This is a genomic window from Bacillus yapensis (assembly GCF_005280205.1).
GTDB classification, from domain to species: domain Bacteria; phylum Bacillota; class Bacilli; order Bacillales; family Cytobacillaceae; genus Robertmurraya; species Robertmurraya yapensis.
On sequence record NZ_SUND01000023.1, the window covers coordinates 21,600 to 34,691 of the forward strand.

At 34.9% G+C, this 13,092-nt stretch carries 18 protein-coding genes and 1 pseudogene; 5 read left to right on the plus strand and 14 right to left on the minus strand.

Going from position 1 to position 13,092, the window contains the following annotated elements; translation table 11 throughout:
• Positions 1-139: 139 nt before the first annotated feature.
• The 3 genes from zwf to FAR12_RS21020 form a co-directional block, all read right to left on the minus strand.
• Entirely contained in the window at positions 140-1,612 is a 1,473-nt protein-coding gene (zwf, locus tag FAR12_RS21015) for a glucose-6-phosphate dehydrogenase (RefSeq protein WP_066154490.1), read from the minus strand.
• 96 nt (positions 1,613-1,708) lie between these two features.
• Positions 1,709-1,873 (minus strand): hypothetical protein, encoded by a 165-nt coding sequence (locus FAR12_RS23600; protein WP_153246161.1) that lies wholly within the window; start codon positions 1,871-1,873, stop codon positions 1,709-1,711.
• Between the two features lie 461 nt (positions 1,874-2,334).
• Complete coding sequence (locus FAR12_RS21020) at positions 2,335-2,700, minus strand: winged helix-turn-helix transcriptional regulator (RefSeq protein WP_031538335.1); 366 nt, start codon at positions 2,698-2,700, stop codon at positions 2,335-2,337.
• Between the two features lie 204 nt (positions 2,701-2,904).
• Here FAR12_RS21020 and hxlA point away from each other — a divergent pair, with 204 nt between their 5' ends.
• From hxlA to FAR12_RS21040, 4 genes and pseudogenes are all read left to right on the plus strand, one after another.
• Positions 2,905-3,543 (plus strand): 3-hexulose-6-phosphate synthase, encoded by a 639-nt coding sequence (gene hxlA / locus FAR12_RS21025; protein ID WP_066154434.1) that lies wholly within the window; start codon positions 2,905-2,907, stop codon positions 3,541-3,543.
• 2 nt (positions 3,544-3,545) lie between these two features.
• Positions 3,546-4,103 (plus strand): 6-phospho-3-hexuloisomerase, encoded by a 558-nt coding sequence (gene hxlB, locus FAR12_RS21030; RefSeq protein ID WP_066154431.1) that lies wholly within the window; start codon positions 3,546-3,548, stop codon positions 4,101-4,103.
• Between the two features lie 358 nt (positions 4,104-4,461).
• Positions 4,462-5,449, plus strand: a pseudogene (locus tag FAR12_RS21035) (Gfo/Idh/MocA family protein).
• Positions 5,450-6,051: 602 nt separating this feature from the next.
• Positions 6,052-6,252 carry a hypothetical protein gene (locus FAR12_RS21040; protein WP_126410725.1) on the plus strand — a complete coding sequence of 67 codons (201 nt, stop codon included), beginning with the start codon at positions 6,052-6,054 and terminating at the stop codon, positions 6,250-6,252.
• A 348-nt stretch (positions 6,253-6,600) separates the two neighbouring features.
• Here FAR12_RS21040 and FAR12_RS21045 read toward each other — a convergent pair whose 3' ends face one another.
• The 11 genes from FAR12_RS21045 to FAR12_RS21090 form a co-directional block, all read right to left on the minus strand.
• Positions 6,601-6,894, minus strand: coding sequence for a BRCT domain-containing protein (locus FAR12_RS21045; protein WP_126410726.1), 294 nt, complete (start codon positions 6,892-6,894; stop codon positions 6,601-6,603).
• A gap of 17 nt (positions 6,895-6,911) precedes the next feature.
• Positions 6,912-7,280 carry a DUF2538 family protein gene (locus FAR12_RS21050; protein WP_126410727.1) on the minus strand — a complete coding sequence of 123 codons (369 nt, stop codon included), beginning with the start codon at positions 7,278-7,280 and terminating at the stop codon, positions 6,912-6,914.
• 72 nt (positions 7,281-7,352) lie between these two features.
• Positions 7,353-7,547 carry a DUF2187 family protein gene (locus FAR12_RS21055; RefSeq protein WP_126410728.1) on the minus strand — a complete coding sequence of 65 codons (195 nt, stop codon included), beginning with the start codon at positions 7,545-7,547 and terminating at the stop codon, positions 7,353-7,355.
• A gap of 97 nt (positions 7,548-7,644) precedes the next feature.
• Positions 7,645-7,836: an aspartyl-phosphate phosphatase Spo0E family protein gene (locus FAR12_RS21060; RefSeq protein WP_246010469.1), complete on the minus strand. Its 192-nt coding sequence runs from the start codon at positions 7,834-7,836 to the stop codon at positions 7,645-7,647.
• A 72-nt stretch (positions 7,837-7,908) separates the two neighbouring features.
• Positions 7,909-8,202 carry a hypothetical protein gene (locus FAR12_RS21065; RefSeq protein ID WP_158318921.1) on the minus strand — a complete coding sequence of 98 codons (294 nt, stop codon included), beginning with the start codon at positions 8,200-8,202 and terminating at the stop codon, positions 7,909-7,911.
• A 26-nt stretch (positions 8,203-8,228) separates the two neighbouring features.
• Entirely contained in the window at positions 8,229-9,188 is a 960-nt protein-coding gene (locus FAR12_RS21070; protein WP_126410731.1) for a MerR family transcriptional regulator, read from the minus strand.
• Positions 9,189-9,216: 28 nt separating this feature from the next.
• Complete coding sequence (locus FAR12_RS21075) at positions 9,217-9,516, minus strand: hypothetical protein (RefSeq protein ID WP_126410732.1); 300 nt, start codon at positions 9,514-9,516, stop codon at positions 9,217-9,219.
• A gap of 72 nt (positions 9,517-9,588) precedes the next feature.
• Positions 9,589-10,188, minus strand: a complete 600-nt coding sequence (locus FAR12_RS21080) for a hypothetical protein (RefSeq protein ID WP_126410733.1) — start codon at positions 10,186-10,188, stop codon at positions 9,589-9,591.
• Positions 10,189-10,542: 354 nt separating this feature from the next.
• Positions 10,543-10,794, minus strand: coding sequence for a hypothetical protein (locus FAR12_RS21085; protein WP_170972283.1), 252 nt, complete (start codon positions 10,792-10,794; stop codon positions 10,543-10,545).
• Positions 10,795-10,860: 66 nt separating this feature from the next.
• Positions 10,861-11,028: a hypothetical protein gene (locus FAR12_RS23605; RefSeq protein WP_170209293.1), complete on the minus strand. Its 168-nt coding sequence runs from the start codon at positions 11,026-11,028 to the stop codon at positions 10,861-10,863.
• Positions 11,029-11,156: 128 nt separating this feature from the next.
• Entirely contained in the window at positions 11,157-11,450 is a 294-nt protein-coding gene (locus FAR12_RS21090; protein WP_158318919.1) for a type II toxin-antitoxin system RelE family toxin, read from the minus strand.
• A 498-nt stretch (positions 11,451-11,948) separates the two neighbouring features.
• On the opposite strand from FAR12_RS21090, the gene FAR12_RS21095 reads away from it, so the two are divergent.
• Positions 11,949-13,064, plus strand: coding sequence for a tyrosine-type recombinase/integrase (locus FAR12_RS21095; protein WP_126410736.1), 1,116 nt, complete (start codon positions 11,949-11,951; stop codon positions 13,062-13,064).
• Positions 13,065-13,092: the final 28 nt, after the last annotated feature.

A 13,092-nucleotide genomic window follows, 5' to 3' on the forward strand; every position in this document is an offset into this window, starting at 1 on the left:
GTTCTTCATGGTCTCCTTATGGAACCATAAGGATTCAACAAATACTTTAAGTTCCTTGGGTAAATCGCGTAACAATTATCTGTCAAATCCAACCTCGGTTTGCTCTCTTCATACCAATAGCCTTCCAGGGAGGTGCGGATTAAACTCCCCCCCTAGTTTCCCACCATTTAAAACCATCCTCCTCCAATAATTGCGAAGCAGCTTGTGGCCCCATCGAACCGGCTTGATATAGGTGGAGTGGAAGGGCATTTTCCTCAAACGCCTCTAAAACGGGCTGTACCCATTTCCAAGATAATTCAACTTCGTCCCAATGAGCAAAGAAGGTAGAGTCCCCACGCAGAGCATCAAATATTAAGAGTTCATATGCTTCGGGCACGTCTTTTTTACTCGCTGAAAAATCAACAACAATAGGTTCTAATTTTCCATTTATCGGGTTTTTACTATTTAACTGCAACGAAACACCTTCATTAGGACTTACATTAATAACTAATAGATTGGGTTCAGCATTTTGGATTTCATTGGTATACAAATTCTTTAATGGGTTTTTGAATTCAATCACAATCCGCGTTAATTTTTCCGTCATTCTTTTTCCTGTCCGGATATAGAATGGGACCCCGTCCCAGAAGGAATTATCAATCCATAGACGAGCAGCGACGAATGTATCGTTTTTAGAAGAAGCATCAACGCCAGGTTCTTCTAAGTATCTGACTACTGGTGTACCGTTTATTTCACCTGATCCATATTGGCCACGAACGACGTGGATACCTACAGTATTTTTCTGTAATGGTCGCAGAGATTCCATAACTTTTCTTTTCTCATTACGGATATCTTTTGCACTAATCTGTTTTGGGAGATGCATGGCTGTCATCATCAACAGCTGTAGCATATGATTTTGAACCATATCACGAATAGCGCCTGCTTGGTCATAATAACCAGCCCTCTCTTCTACACCAACCGTTTCACTAGCCGTAATTTGCACATTGGCAATAAACCGATTGTTCCAAAGTGATTGCAGTACAGGATTGGCAAATTCCAAGGCTTCAAGGTTTTGAACCATTGGTTTTCCGAGATAATGGTCAATCCGAAAAATTTCGTCTTCTTCAAAAGCTTTGCTTAATTTTTCGTTTAAATCTTCAGCAGATTTTAAGTCATACCCAAATGGTTTTTCGATAATCAATCGTTTCCATCCCTTTGTCGAACCTAAGCCACTCTTCTTTATGTTTAAAGCAATTACATCAAAGAATTCAGGAGCAACAGAAAGATAAAACATTCGATTCTCTTCAATACTCTGGTCTTTTTCATTTTGTTGAACGACTTCAACTAACTTCTTATACCCTTCAGCATTCGTGAAATCTAATTGGCAATAACGAAATGCCTTTACAAACTCTTGTTTTTCGGATTTATCATTTATCAAGTGTCTAGAAAAAGTGTATAGCGAGTCTGTTACATGGTTTTGAAAATCAACATCAGACATTTCGTCTATTCCTACACCAATGATCAAAAAAGAATCTGGTAATTTTTGATTCAAATATAAATTAAACAAGGCAGGGTAGATTTTTCGCTTAGCTAAATCCCCAGTTGCCCCAAATAAGACAAACGTCATAGAATCCACTTTTCATTCCTCCACTTTTTCAAAGCATTTTTAAATGGAAAAATGCCTGATTTTCTTCGTTTTCCCTACAAAACAACAGGGATTTTCGCTATTGCGTTATCCTACTTTTGGATGTAAGATTCGTTTATTTCTCCCAGCTTGTCCGGTAATAATGATATCTCTTAATTGAGAATGTCCACATTTTGGACAGGTTTCATTATTTATGGTGATGGTTAGACATCTTTCACAAACTTTTCGCTGCTTAGTTTTGAACTTTCCCATGCGGACCTCTCCTTTCGTAAAAAGCAACAACATGTATAAATTATTAAATGAAGTTTCACTTCATCTCACCATACTTGTAGCAGTATTCCCTTAAGGTTTGGTAGTATTTTTTAAGCTCGCTATTACTTGAGCAAAATCAGTATATTACGTATGTTATACTTTTGAAAGTACGCACTTTATTAACATATAGATACATTCGTATAACATAGTGTTAAAAATAATACTATAAACTTGAATCCAATACCAAGCGTGAAAAGCCAAGGACAGCGATTATACAAGATTCGCTGCCCTTGGCTTTTTAGTAACTGATTCTTTTATTAAATGTTGTGTTTTTTCAACCTTTTAAATACGTAGAGATATAAAAAAACACGGACAGCATCTTTATTAAGATAGCTAACCGTGGTTTGTTAGTATATGAACTTTTTTACACTTTTTCGAACCTCTAGGAGAAACTCTTTTTTCTACTGAATAGACGATTTGTTTTCTGTTTCTTTTTCCAATACATTTTCAATATAATCTTTACCCCAGTCATACATAGCATCCAGAATAGGCATCAGACTTCTTCCATACTCAGTGAGTGAGTATTCAACTTTTGGTGGAACGACAGGATAGACTTCACGATGAACAATCAAATGGTCTTCAAGTTCGCGCAATTGATTAACAAGCATTCTTTGAGTGATACCCGGCATGAGGGCCTTTAGTTCACCAAAACGTTTGGTTCCTTCTTTTCCTAGATGCCACAATACCAACATTTTCCATTTTCCACCAATAATCGAAAGAGTCAATTCTTTTTCACAATTAAACACTTTTTCCCCAAGATTCGGCATTCATTTCACCTCCAACCCTTATTATGTCCCATAGTATACTTTTTGTTACTATATGATAAAAAAGTGCATACTTTTAATTTAGTAACATACCCAGTATACTGAGTATCATACCGTTAGTAAATAGCTATCAATTGGATACAATAACACTGTGCAAAAGAAAGCTATACGGCACAATTATACTATTATATAAGGAGCGAGTAATAAATGAAATTACAATTAGCATTAGATCTTGTAGATATTCCAGGAGCCATTGAATTGGTGAAAGAAGTAGAAAATCATATAGATGTTGTAGAAATCGGCACGCCGGTTGTGATTAATGAAGGCCTTAAAGCAGTAAAGGAAGTGAAAGCTGCCTTCCCTAACTTAACTGTATTAGCTGACCTTAAAATCATGGATGCAGCTGGATATGAAGTTAGCCAAGCATCTGCAGCAGGCGCTGACATCATCACCATTCTTGGTACAGCTGAAGACGAGTCCATTAAAGGTGCTGTAGAAGAAGCAAAAAAACAAGGTAAACAAATCCTTGCTGATATGATCGCAGTTAAAGACATTGAAGGTCGTGCGAAAGAACTGGATGAACTAGGAGTAGATTATATCTGCGTTCACACAGGTTATGACCTTCAAGCTGTAGGAAAAAATTCTTTCGAAGACCTTGCAACCATTAAGAGCGTTGTAAAAAATGCGAAAACTGCTATTGCAGGCGGAATCAAATTAGAAACACTTCCAGATGTGATTAAAGTACAACCAGATCTTGTCATCGTAGGTGGCGGTATCACAAGCAAAGACGATAAAAAAGCAGTTGCAGCTAAAATGCAAGAATTGATTAAACAAGGTTCATTATAACTATGAAAACTACTCAATATTTAGCTGAAGTCGTTCAAGAATTAAGTCGGACAGTCGACTTAATCTCTGACGAAGAAGCAGAGAAGTTGGTTAATAAGATTCTGGAATCCAAAAAAATCTTTGTTGCAGGTGCGGGCAGATCTGGATTTATGGGCAAATCTTTCGTGATGAGAATGATGCACATGGGGATCGATGCTTATGTAATCGGTGAAACTGTAACAGCAAATTTAGAAAAAGATGATTTGTTGATCATCGGTTCAGGTTCAGGTGAAACGAAAACCTTGGTTTCAATCGCTGAAAAAGCAAAAAGTTTAGGTGGGACGGTCGCAGCTGTAACGATTTCCCCTGACTCCACGATTGGAAAATTAGCTGATATTATCATTAAATTGCCTGGATCACCGAAAGATCAATCTGAAAGTGAATATAAGACCATACAACCAATGGGGTCACTTTTTGAGCAAACGATGTTATTATTTTATGATGCATTGATCTTGCGTTTTATGGAAAAAAAAGGCTTAGACTCTACTAAAATGTACGGCAAACATGCCAATCTCGAATAGAGTACACTTTAAAAAATATGGAAACATCGTAAAGACCGCATTTATTTCTTTTATGAATTGCGGTCTTTACTGCATATTACAAATAACACAGTCCATACAGGAAAGAAAAAATAGCCTCTGATTCAGTCCCTTCTATGGCCGGATCAGAGATCATTATTGGGTGGGGCACAGCCAAGAATTTAGCCATCACTCACAGTATGAGCCCTATTTGGGTTATCACCAATATTTCACTGGTAGGCCCCATGTCTATATAAGTTTTTTTATGGGAAAATAAAATCCTATTGGCGATGAAAAACGCTTCATAAGTGTAGTAAACAAAACTCTTCGTTTTATAAAACAAAGGAATGAGGTTGAATAAATGGTTCAATTCGGCGTAATCGGTACTAATTGGATTACAGAAAGATTACTTGAAGCAGCAAATGATGTAGAAGATTTTAAACTAACTGCTGTTTATTCTCGCACGATTAGTAGAGCAGAAGAATTTGCAAGTAAATATGGAGTAACAAAAATATTTACAAACCTAAAAGAAATGGCAGTTAGTCAAGAAATTGACGCGGTGTACATTGGCTACTCCCAATTCATATCACGCAGAACAAGCTATTTTATTTTTGCAAAATGGCAAACATGTGTTATGTGAAAAGCCACTGGCTGTTAATGCAACCGAAGTAGCGAGGATGATTCAAGCCGCAAAAGATCATAACGCCCTATTAATGGAAGCAATGAAATCAACCTTACTTCCAAACTTCAAGGTCATTCAAGATAATTTACATAAAATTGGTCCTATCCGTAGATACTTTGCAAGCTATTGTCAGTATTCATCTCGTTATGATAAATACAAAGAAGGAATTGTCCTTAATGCCTTCAATCCAGAGTTTGCGAACGGTTCATTAATGGACCTTGGTGTCTATTGTTTGTATCCACTTATTACATTATTTGGTGAACCAAAAGAAGTGAAGGCAACTGGCATTATGCTTGATTCGGGTGTGGATGGTGAAGGTAGCGTCATCTTAAAATATGATGATAAAGATGCGATTGTGATGTATTCCAAAATAACGAACTCTTATTTACCAAGCGAAATTCAAGGCGAAAAAGGAAGTATCATGATTGATAAGATTCATACGGCTGAAAAAGTAGAAATTCACTACACTGACGGCACGGTTGAACAATTAACAGTCGACCAATCTCATCCAGCTATGTATTACGAAGTGAAAGAATTTATTGAATTAATCAACCGAGGAAAAACAGAGTCTGATACTAACTCATATAAAAATTCATACACCACGATACAAGTGTTGGATAAAGTGAGAGATGAAATAGGTCTTGTATATCAAAGTGATCATAAGTGAAAAAACACAAAAACCCCTACAGCGACTTGTATTATTCTCTTGAGAAATTACGAATCTGGCCTGTTTGTCGAAGAATAAAAGAAATCGTTTTAGAACTTACCTAAACTATTTTGCATCCATTCTTTTTTATAAGAGCATTATAGCATTTTCTACCCGGCTAACAAATTTTAAAGGACTTTTGCTTATTATGCAAAGGTTCAATGCTCATTTTTTAAGATGTGTTTCTTCTTATTAATTTGTGATTTAGTTTAAGTATTCCTTAATAGGAGTAGCGACAATGACACTACCCCTATTAGGATCCTACCAACAACCGCACTTTTCTGACCCCACCCTACCCTACAGAGTAAAAAGGGTTGTAAATGTAAAAAAAATCCATGCTATGACCCTTTTTTACAAGTACCTCGGTCGTACCCCAATTAGTGGCATTACTGTTGGTCATGCCCGGTTGGTTAACACTTTGGATAGCGATATTTGCTGATATGGGAGCAACTTTACTTGTAACATTAAACAGTTTACGCTTATTGAAAATCAAAGAATAGGTTCTAAAATGGGCTTCAACAATTGGATGCGATAATTGAACTGATTAAAAGGAGGTTTTCAAAATGGTCATACAATCAAATATGTCACCCAAAGCTATTACTGAAGTTTGGGAAAGTACAACGGATGTTTTTAAAGAACACAATATTCCACTGACTGAAAAAACTTTAGTTACATTGGTTGAAGCCGATGCATTGACTTCCCTACTTCAAGAACTCAATGCTATTGTTGGAAGTTCAACGGCAACTTGTATAGAAGGTGGCTGACAAATGCCATCAAAAAAGGAGTAGTCTACTCCTTTCATCATATATATTTTAATTATACAACTAAAGGACGCTTTAACTGAGCAACGAAAAAAGCCAAATTTCTCAATGGATGTTGAGAAATTTGGCTTTTTAGTATGAGAAATTCCTTAGCGTTGTAAATCCGCATTTTCCTGACGCTACCCCTATAAACATAATAATCACCTATTACCATTCTAAAAGCATAAGTAATAAAGTTCATTGGTAATTGAAGGGAAGTCATAAAAAAAGTGTAATAATCCTTTGGGGACTATTACACTTAATTCTAATCCATCGCTATTCTCCACTAGGAGGTATAATCTTAATTTGTTTTTACATTTCAAGTAGTTCTAAAAACTCTTGTTCGTTAATGATTTTAAGTTTAACACCATTTGTAATATACTTCTCTGCTTTTTTTAATTTCGTACTTTTAGTTCCCTTAATGAAGTTCTGAAAGTCTTCTAGACCTGCAACAACATAGGTTGTTTTCTTGGTAACATAATCGTTGCATTTTCCACTACGAAGAAGAACCTCTTTTATTGCTTCTTTTCTCACTAAAAATGATAATTTTCCAGTAAAGACGAACGTTTCATCCTTTAAAGATAGGGACTTGAACTTTCCAGTCATATAATCACCAAACTACATTAAACTAACTTATTTCGAATTTTAAATGCTTGAATAAAGACCTGGGCAAACTCTGTACTATTTGAATAATCTAAATCACAAGGATTTCCGTTATATAGACTAAATCCTGCTTGTACTAGCCATGTAGTTGATCCAGTCAATCCAGCGTGACTTGGTACCATTATTCCTTTATTTTCATCGAATCTCATTAAAGATACTAGTGGACCGTTATATGGCTTAAAATCACTTTCGTCAATCAACTCGTAAATGTAAGGAACAGCTGCTATATAAATATTTGATTCATATTGACTGCTCTTACCAGGTGTAATGCCATAAATCTGCATTAGTTTCTCGAAATTTTCTTTGTGTTCTTCATTAATAAAATACATTTAAGTCCCCCCACCAATTGATTTAATATGTTTGTTTCCATTAGGAATTTTATTTAATTCAAATTAACAAAACTATTGTTTAGATAGCACCTTGTATTTAGAGTGATTCACAATAGTTCTAGTATTTTCTAAATTAAGCTCCTTACTGGAATCTAAACTGATTTCAACTAATACACTATTTTCTCTAATCATTGTTACATTTCCTTCAACAGTAATCCCTTTTCTTGAAAATTGTATCGTATCTCCAATTTTTGCTTTTGTAGACATAAACATCAAACTCCAATCTCGTAAGTTCTTATATCCAGTTCATTGGTTTCTCTTCGCAAAAACTACCAACACATTCTCTTTAACTATTTCTCTATGTCTATCCAATCTCCACTTTTTGTCCAACGTTTCCCTTTTTAGATTCCTCACTTCTATTCAGGAGATTCAAACATTGATCGAGCTCCTTTGAATATTGAATTGTTTTTTCATGCGTAAGTCCATATTCAAGACCAGCGCCAATCATTTGTTGACGCTTTTTTTCTATAGCGCGCATTACCTCGTTATTTTCCATCTTTAATATCACTTCTCCTTCTAAATGCATGAAAGTCATCGCTCATTGATGTAATTCATGTAGAGAATAAGCTTAAAACGGAAGCGGCCCTTCATATTCGTTCAATATATGAAAGTTGGAAATACGGGAAGGATTAATAATGTCACCATTTGAAATATCGACTAAGGCATATCCAAATTCCGAACGTAACTTTTCTAATGAATCCTGGTAGATCCCTTTAATTTTGCTAATTTCCTCAGCATTATAGGGTAACTTTCCCACTGTTTGTTGATTTTTCCATAAAAATAAAGCCCGTATAATTGTACAAAAATTAATTAATATATCACTAGATTCAACTTTAAGTGCAAGGATCACACTATTTCCCATAAGAATCTTCTGGAATTTATACATGGTTAAAAACCCTCTTTCTGAATTGATTTCACTCCACGTACAACAGCTTCAATTAATTGTTCTTGCGTTGTCATAGAACGGAGATTAGCCAACTTCTCCACTTCTGCGTGCAGTTCATTCGGTAGATGAATATACTGACTAACTATTCCTGATTCTAATTTCACTTCACCATTTAAGTAATGTATTTCACCCTCAATTACATAACGTTGCAAGAGGTCAAAATACTCTTTATTTAATTTCACCCTTGCTTGACGGCAGCGCACCAGGTAGTCCCCTTCAGCTCGTTCAAAAACTTGAATATTTTTCGGGCCTAATTCACTGATTAATTCATATAAAAGGTCATAAGTTATATGCTCGCTTTTTCTTGGAATCGGTAAACGGAATACGATAAATCCCTTTTTTGGATTGTATGGTTTATGTGGCCACTCGTCCGATGTTAACAGTATTTCTTGTTCATCCGGATGGATCAATCCTCCATCAGCTTTCAAAAGAGTAATAGTAGATGTATTTACTATTCTTACCGTTTCATCATGATAAGGAATAAGGTCAAACAGTCGCATACGATTCTTATATAAATGAAGCTTTTCTCCATATTTAGCAATGCTCTTATGTGTTCTAGTGTGAAGATGCTCTTTGAAGTCGATACAATCTTTTTCATTGAATCGTCTTTCAGTTTTATTTCCAATTTGAACAAGTTTACTATCAATTTTCTCTGCAAGAGCTAAACTATTAAGATATTGAGGTGTAACACCGACAATTTGAGCTGCTTTACGTAAAGAAATTCCTTCTAATTTCAGTTTTTCTTTTGCCCTTTTTACTTCATCTTCAGAAAAGCGGTATCCACCATCCCTTCTAAACGTATCTTGATTCGCTGGCGATAGAACTCCAATTTTAATAAGATAGCGCACTTGGCGTTCCGTACGATCAAGTTCTTTTGATGCTTGTGAAAGTGTAAGATACATGGCTTTTCCCTCTCTTTATCCGTGCAATTTAATATAAATTCGTTACTACCTCTTTAGGGTATAAATAATCTAAATCGACTAGATCAGTTCTATCATACACAGGAATATAACATTCATCCCCGAGCCCATATACGCTAAATACATATCCTGCTGGTTCTTCATTTTGCTCAACAGGGAAACCTAACAATGCTGTTCTAGTTTCCGATAGAAAAACCCGCTTTTCGTCCTTCCCTAAGGAAAGATTGTGCCACTCATTACCGTCGAAGTACGGCTTTTCAAAGAAGATAACTGCCTCTAATGTAATAAATAAAATAGGTGTATTTGTCATATTATATCTCCTTTTAGTTCCACATATATAATAGAAGAAACTAGGGAGAAAATCTCCCTAAGATCCTTAAATCTATTTTGAAAGTAACGCTCTTGCTTCTTCTTCCGTATCGCAAAGAAGATGGAATCGATTAGCTTTCAAATTGTAGTATTTAACTTGTTTAGTAACGGAAAGCTCAAATACGTGCTTCGATGCGGAAGTTGATTTCCCGATAATAACTTTCTTCACTTTATCACCAACAGGAAGATATGCATTGTCACCCACGCTCCACTCCTTCATTTCCTTCATAACAGCGGGACGTTCATTCCAAACAGTACCTATTAGCGATTCATCAACTACGGCTTCTAATCCAATGGGAACAATATTTAATTTTCTTCCATCACTTAACGCTATAGATACCGGATGCTTTCTTGATAACTTAACTTCAAAAATATAACCTAATTCTCCATTATAACGAATCATTCTTCCAGGCTCGCAATCCTCTTGACTTAATGTCAAACCATCTGTAATCGAGTAGCGATATCTAGGGAATTTTTCTTGCATCTGAGCAATAACTTGCGGTTCAGCTAGTTTCAATGTTTCTTGATCACTAGCTCCTATTGGTGTAAAGACGGTAACTTGAATTGGCATTAACTCTAATCGTACCGTTTTTTTCATCAACTTCATATTCATATTCATTCCTCCTAGTGTGTGTTGTTACTTATTATCTAGTGCATATCCTGTGTTTTTAAATCTACAATCACTTCCTCGAATGATTTTAGATTTACAAGAGGCAAAATGTATTTTGAGAATAACTCTATATATTGGTGACCCTTCATGGTGTACTCAAACAGCTATCTTCATGTTGAAACCTCCTTTCTTAGTTCAGATTGAAATACTTATTGTAGTCCTTAATGTAAGGAACGACCTACCTACTTTAAGAATTGTTAAAAGGGATTTCTTAGTGTAGAAGAATAATAAAGTTGTTTAAGTTTCGAAATGCAACTCAACATTCATTAAGTTTCATATTAGCTTCGGAATGTGCCATTAGTTTACTAGTTTTCCCTTAGAATTTTTCCATGAAAAAGGAGAAGAAAACCTATATTTTCTATATTTTCCTGATTCAACTTCATAGTTATAATGCCGTTCATATTTTTCAGTGGAAGTCTCTTTATCCTTTTTCATAATTGTGACTTCTCCAGTAAAATCAGGATAATTAGAAACAAAAAGCTGCATTACCTTATTATTTTTTTCTTCTTTCTCAACTTCTGTTATAAAAGCCATTCTGTTTGTAATCATTTTAACGTACATTTTTTCACCGCCTTTTCTTACTGAACTTCATCGTTCTTTATCGAAACATATCTATCATTTTGTTCGTTTCGCTTTGTTGAATCGCGCTCTGAACCGTTCTAAAACCCAGTCCCTTTCGTAATGGTTTTCATCTGCAACTTCATCACAAGTCTGTATTACTTCTTCTACGAGTTCATCAATACGTTTAATCGCTTGTTTATAGAGCGTACTTTCATCTGTCATGTTTTCACTTCCTTTGCTAATCTAGTACAAAATCAACAGCTAGAAATAAGGGTTTTAACCTTTGCATTTTTTAAATCTGTACCTTGCTTCAAAGACCTCAATCAATTATTCCATGAGACTTCCTTCCATTAAGCTGCAAACCATTCTTCAGGATTACAAGAGTAGGACTTTGAATCACGATTTTCTACTTTACCAATGTAAATCACCTTATCGTTATCATCGATTTTATAGAATACTCTTGCTCTTTTACATTTCACACGCTTCACTTCTTTATTTCGGTTTAAGCCGCCGTACTGAAGGGAAGTAGGACGCGGGTCTTCAGAAAGTACCCTAATCGCCTCTTCGATCATTGCCTTCTCCTTTTTATTAAACTTTGATAATTCCTTTTCTACTCTTCTAGACGAAAATTTTACAAGATACATTTTATATACTCCTCTCATATTTATTTATGCTGTATCTACTGCTTTCGACAAATTTAAGTATTTTATCTTTTTAGTAGAGATAAAGAGGTTCTTATTTTTTACAAGGACGATTTGAAAAATATGGAATATTTACTCCGTATGAAATTCAGCTTCTGTGATTTCTGGAACCGATTGAAATTTTCTTATACTGCCACCACCTTATAACCATTTATTTCAAATTTCGTGGATTATATACATTATATACATATATATGTATATCGTAATATCTTGACTAAATATTACCACCTCTTCGCTGGAAATACAACCCATAATTTAATTAAAATATATAAAAAATTACAACATGGTATATAACCTTTAAAAATATAACATTTTTCTATGTTTTATCTTCTTTGATAGTGGTTTAATTAAATATAGGAGATTATAACTTTGTTATTTTATTATTTATTTAAATTGTAAATATATTACATAATTAATCTAAACTTATAAAGGAGTAGGAAAATGACAGAAATTGGTTTTCGAAGAAATTTTGAACTCGCACTTTCAAAAGGAGAATATTGGAAAAACAAAAAACTATTTCATGAAATAGAAAAATATGGATTTTCGAATATTAATTGGACTGAAATACCAGATGATGTTCTTTTGTACATTTTTATTCACGATCAACCTACTATCGGGGAAAAACGGAAAAATACTACTAAAAAAGAATATTTACGTGACTTAAATCAATTACTATCTTATCTATATAATCCCGCAAACAATCTACCTTCTTTGAGAGAGCTGAAACCTGAAGACCTTCTTGGTTATCAGCGATACCTGGAAGGAAAATATAAAAAGACCACACTTTTACGCAAAACATCAGTGGTGAAACATTTCTTCCGATATTTAGCAAGTAAGGAAATACTAAATCGGGATATAACGTTGCAGCTAAAGAGGCCTAAAACAAAATACGAAGAGCTGGTTAATCGAGATCTATTTAATCATGAAGTAAGTCAACTCCTGGAACATTTTAAAATGACAGATTGGTTTGCTTATTCTATGGTTTTTTCGTTGGTGACAACAGGTATGCGTATAATGGAGTTTTCTACTGCTAAATGGAGAAATCTTCGTTATGAAGAAAGAGTGGGTCTTCATGTCTTAACGGTACTAGGTAAAGGGGATAAAGAAAGAGACATAATTATATTTGATGATGTATTGGAAGTAATCAAAGAAAACCGTAGAAGAAAGAATCTAAATGACACCGTAGGGGCTCTGGATGATACAGCATTCTTTCCTAAATCGGATGGAACTCATTACAATAGTACGTATCTTAGTAATGAATTCACAAGATTAGTTAGCAATGCCCCCTTTGATTTCATAAAGGATCGTTTTGTAAAAGAGGAGCTTTCAGCCGGTGAAGGAAAGCATATCAAATATAGAATTACACCTCACACCTGCCGGCACTATACAGCAGCCTTTTTCATGGATAAAGGAATTGATTTAAAATCCATTCAAGATTTGCTAGGTCATGCGTCCATGCATACAACGGACAGATATTTAAGAAGGAAACGGAGTATAGAACAGCATGCTGCAGTAAAATTAGGAGAAAAATCATTTATCAATTCATTAACAAACTGACAGAGGATACACTAATACACTAACAAAA

What these genes read in the sequence shown, in the direction of transcription:
- FAR12_RS21095 (WP_126410736.1), top strand. Translation starts at nt 11,949, where the DNA reads ATGACAGAAATTGGTTTTCGAAGAAATTTTGAACTCGCACTTTCAAAA.
- FAR12_RS23605 (WP_170209293.1), bottom strand. Translation starts at nt 11,028, where the DNA reads ATGACAGATGAAAGTACGCTCTATAAACAAGCGATTAAACGTATTGAT.
- hxlB (WP_066154431.1), top strand. Translation starts at nt 3,546, where the DNA reads ATGAAAACTACTCAATATTTAGCTGAAGTCGTTCAAGAATTAAGTCGG.
- FAR12_RS21080 (WP_126410733.1), bottom strand. Translation starts at nt 10,188, where the DNA reads ATGAATATGAAGTTGATGAAAAAAACGGTACGATTAGAGTTAATGCCA.
- FAR12_RS21065 (WP_158318921.1), bottom strand. Translation starts at nt 8,202, where the DNA reads ATGGGAAATAGTGTGATCCTTGCACTTAAAGTTGAATCTAGTGATATA.
- FAR12_RS21090 (WP_158318919.1), bottom strand. Translation starts at nt 11,450, where the DNA reads ATGTATCTTGTAAAATTTTCGTCTAGAAGAGTAGAAAAGGAATTATCA.
- hxlA (WP_066154434.1), top strand. Translation starts at nt 2,905, where the DNA reads ATGAAATTACAATTAGCATTAGATCTTGTAGATATTCCAGGAGCCATT.
- FAR12_RS21050 (WP_126410727.1), bottom strand. Translation starts at nt 7,280, where the DNA reads ATGTATTTTATTAATGAAGAACACAAAGAAAATTTCGAGAAACTAATG.
- FAR12_RS21060 (WP_246010469.1), bottom strand. Translation starts at nt 7,836, where the DNA reads ATGGAAAATAACGAGGTAATGCGCGCTATAGAAAAAAAGCGTCAACAA.
- FAR12_RS21075 (WP_126410732.1), bottom strand. Translation starts at nt 9,516, where the DNA reads ATGACAAATACACCTATTTTATTTATTACATTAGAGGCAGTTATCTTC.
- FAR12_RS21040 (WP_126410725.1), top strand. Translation starts at nt 6,052, where the DNA reads ATGGTCATACAATCAAATATGTCACCCAAAGCTATTACTGAAGTTTGG.
- FAR12_RS21070 (WP_126410731.1), bottom strand. Translation starts at nt 9,188, where the DNA reads ATGTATCTTACACTTTCACAAGCATCAAAAGAACTTGATCGTACGGAA.
- FAR12_RS21055 (WP_126410728.1), bottom strand. Translation starts at nt 7,547, where the DNA reads ATGTCTACAAAAGCAAAAATTGGAGATACGATACAATTTTCAAGAAAA.
- FAR12_RS21045 (WP_126410726.1), bottom strand. Translation starts at nt 6,894, where the DNA reads ATGACTGGAAAGTTCAAGTCCCTATCTTTAAAGGATGAAACGTTCGTC.
- FAR12_RS21020 (WP_031538335.1), bottom strand. Translation starts at nt 2,700, where the DNA reads ATGCCGAATCTTGGGGAAAAAGTGTTTAATTGTGAAAAAGAATTGACT.
- FAR12_RS21085 (WP_170972283.1), bottom strand. Translation starts at nt 10,794, where the DNA reads ATGATTACAAACAGAATGGCTTTTATAACAGAAGTTGAGAAAGAAGAA.
- FAR12_RS23600 (WP_153246161.1), bottom strand. Translation starts at nt 1,873, where the DNA reads ATGGGAAAGTTCAAAACTAAGCAGCGAAAAGTTTGTGAAAGATGTCTA.